Genomic DNA, 2,942 nt, shown 5'->3' with positions numbered 1-2,942 from the left:
CAGCAATTCCTTCACCTGGTCGTTCCCAAGGGTCTTGCGAAGCTCTGCCCGCCAATCCTTCATGCTCTCGATATTGGTAGCAAAAGCTTTCGCCACGTCCGCCCAAATGCGCTCTTTTTTGACCCCGGTCTTTTCATATTCGTATTCAACGTAAGCTATCGCGGCCAGGCGTGCTCTTCGCGTAGTGAGTCCTAGGCGATCGCCGTTTGGAGCTGGATCCAACGGCGATAGCACTTGACCAAAATCCAGCGCCTCGAGAGCCTCGATTACATCTTTGGGCACTCCTAGGCCTGTGCCCATCGTGAGCAACAAATTCAGAAGGTAATGCCGCCCCTCCACTGGGCGGAGTTCGTAAGCGGCGTCCCTCTCGTGGGTGTGAGTATCATGCAACGGGCTGTCCTCGTTCTGACCTGCTGTGGGCCGAAGGCCGCTAGTTGCAAGCCCGCGCTGATGGTCCAGAGCCCACCCAGCTGTCAGATGGACTAGCAGCGCCGCGGCCGCGAGGGCTTCGCGAGCGGCTTTGTCTTTGCCGGCAGCTATGGCGTCAGGTGCCCCAGCCCGAAATTTTCTCAGGCCGGATAGCTGGTGCAGGAGGCCCGCGATCAGTGACGGATCAAAGTCGAATGGCGGCAACGGCTCGGGACCGCGGGTACTACGTGCGGGCAATCTTCTTCCTCGTTTTTTTCTTTAGAGGTGCGGGTTCCGGCGTGCCGGGCGACGTACTCGGTTCGCCCATTGCTCGCGCCAAATGGTTCGCAATGTGGTCAGAGGCGCGGCGAAGCGGGTCTGTATCCAGATGGGCGTACCGCTGAGTCGTAGATGCTTGGGTGTGCCCGAGCAGCTTGCCGATGATCGGAAGTCCCAGGCCCGCTCCTGCTCCAACGGAAGCATGGGTGTGACGCAGGTCGTGAATGCGCACCCCTTCCAATCCGGCGCGCCTTGCGACAGCTCGCCAAGGTTTCTTCAGGTCTGCCCGAGGTTTTTCGTCGTCCTCGCCTGCCGACGTACCGGCTATGACAAACTTGCCCGTTCGCGGGATCGATTTCAGCACCTCCAACGCAGGTCCATTCAGCACTATCGTCTTCTTGCCCGTCTTGCTCTTCGGCAGGAGCAACAGTCCGCGCTCGAAGTCGACCTCCTCCCATTTCAGATGAAGGATTTCTCGCAGTCGAGCGCCCGTGAAGATAAGCAATCGAAGTGCTGCGGCTGCGAAAGGCCCCATGACCGTTCGGCGCATGGCGGGCTTCGGGGCGTGTTTCGCGGTGGGCTTCTCGTCATCGACGTCGTACGGCAAGCCGATAGTTTCCGCCTCTCGAATGGCCTCCCCGATCCGGTTCAGCTCATCGGTCGTGAGGTATCGTTCTCGCCCCTCCTCAGGGAACGTCTCGATACCTCGACAGGGGTTGAATCCGGGTGGTACGGCGTGGTCTTTGGCGGCGAACGCGAATAAACTGCTAAGCACCCGTAGCAGCCGGTTCGCCTGGTAAGGTGTGGCCTTGAGTTTGCTGTGAAGCCGCTGAATGTCCGCCGAGGTGATCTTCTCCGCCTTGCGAGCGCCCAGTTCAGGCAGGGCAAGCGTTTCGAGCAACCGCCGGTAAGAGCTTGCAGACGATTGTGAGCGCTTCGCCTCGACGTGCTCGGTCAGAAAGCGTTCGGCGACGTCTGAAAGGGTGGCTGCACGCTTTTCTGCAGCCCGTAGGGCGGCTGGGTCCGCCCCGTGCGCCACGGAGGCGAGCGTCTTCCTGGCCAATGAGCGGGCTTCGTCCGGTGTCAGAGTGCCTATCCTGGCCAAGGTGATTCTGCGGGTGGGCGCGRCTCGACCGCTGCCGGCTCGGTACTTCACCACATAGGACATGGCCCCGGTGGTTTGAACACGAACCCCAAACCCGGCTAGATTGGTGTCCCATATGAAGTACTCGCGCTCCTGCGGCGCGAGGTTATCGATGAGCCGCTTGGTAATCTGAAAAGTCGACATTCGGGGACCACGGGACCACTGCGGAACCACGAATCAGAAATATACAGCACATCCGCGGAACCACAGTAGCACTATATCAGCCTGAAACAACTAAACTTTTGGACTTTGAGAAATCTCAATCAAAGGTCTGAAATTCAGGACCTTGTAATTCGTAATGACGGGGTCGGGGGTTCGAATCCCTCTTGCGGCACCAGCGCCCCGAATTCATCCGATCATCACAGACAAGCGTCTTAACCAACGCATCCAGCTGGCATGAGCGTGCGCGAGTTCAAGATCGTTCGGTCGCCTGCGTGATCGCGATCACATAATGTGGCGCGTATCTCCCATAGCGTCCCGGTCACGCCAACACGGGGAGATTTCACATGCGCAAGATCATTCTGGTGACCGCCATGGTCCTGGCTTCCGCATCCGCCCAGGCCGCGGGCCCACGCAGCCTGTCGCTGGCCGCGGCGAGCGAACAGGCCTCGGCTCCGCAAGCGACGGCGACAATTGCCGCGACGACGCAAGTGAGTGAAGCCGCACCCGTCACCGAAGCTCCGAAATATGTCGACCGTCCGCCGGCGATCTCGGCCCCTGCGCCTGCCGCGGCACCGGCTCCCGCCGCAACCACGACGACTTCAGCGCCTGCCGCGACCGTAACGCAGCCTGCGCCGAAGACCACGGCGAAAGTCAACAAGCCGAAGCACAAGCGTACCTGGACCGAAGGCCGCATCATCAGCGAGCTGCATCGCCACGGCATCTACTGGTAAGCGGCGATTTTCCTTCCCCGAAACGCCAATGGCCGGGCAAGAGCCCGGCCATGACCCGTATTGAGATAGAGCGATTTGATCCGAGGTTATTGCGAGACCGTCTGCACCACGCTTCCGATCGGACGCGCGCTCGAGGTCGGCACCTTCAGATCCTTCAGCAGCGCCTCGTCATATTCCGGCAGCGTCTGGAAGGTCGTCTTGGCCTTCATCTGCACGAC

General features: G+C 60.3%; 3 protein-coding genes and 1 pseudogene. 1 reads left to right on the top strand and 3 read right to left on the bottom strand.

Translation table 11 applies throughout. From position 1 onward, the window contains the following. The coding region (locus ACXJL8_RS38040; RefSeq protein WP_456686706.1) for a hypothetical protein at positions 1 to 282 on the bottom strand (282 nt) is incomplete at its 3' end. A gap of 370 nt (positions 283 to 652) precedes the next feature. Beyond that, on the bottom strand, positions 653 to 1,975 hold the full coding sequence (locus tag ACXJL8_RS38035) for a tyrosine-type recombinase/integrase (RefSeq protein WP_456686705.1): 1,323 nt from the start codon (positions 1,973 to 1,975) through the stop codon (positions 653 to 655). Positions 1,976 to 2,337: 362 nt separating this feature from the next. On the opposite strand from ACXJL8_RS38035, the gene ACXJL8_RS38030 reads away from it, so the two are divergent. After that, positions 2,338 to 2,724 (top strand): hypothetical protein, encoded by a 387-nt coding sequence (locus tag ACXJL8_RS38030; protein WP_456620875.1) that lies wholly within the window; start codon positions 2,338 to 2,340, stop codon positions 2,722 to 2,724. A gap of 86 nt (positions 2,725 to 2,810) precedes the next feature. Here ACXJL8_RS38030 and ACXJL8_RS38025 read toward each other — a convergent pair. After that, positions 2,811 to 2,942: pseudogene (locus ACXJL8_RS38025) on the bottom strand (polysaccharide deacetylase family protein); the annotation flags it as partial.

It is taken from the genome of Bradyrhizobium sp. P5_C11_2, from assembly GCF_054049755.1.
Note: the sequence above shows the minus strand (reverse complement) of the source record. Positions and strands in the feature narration are given on the sequence as shown.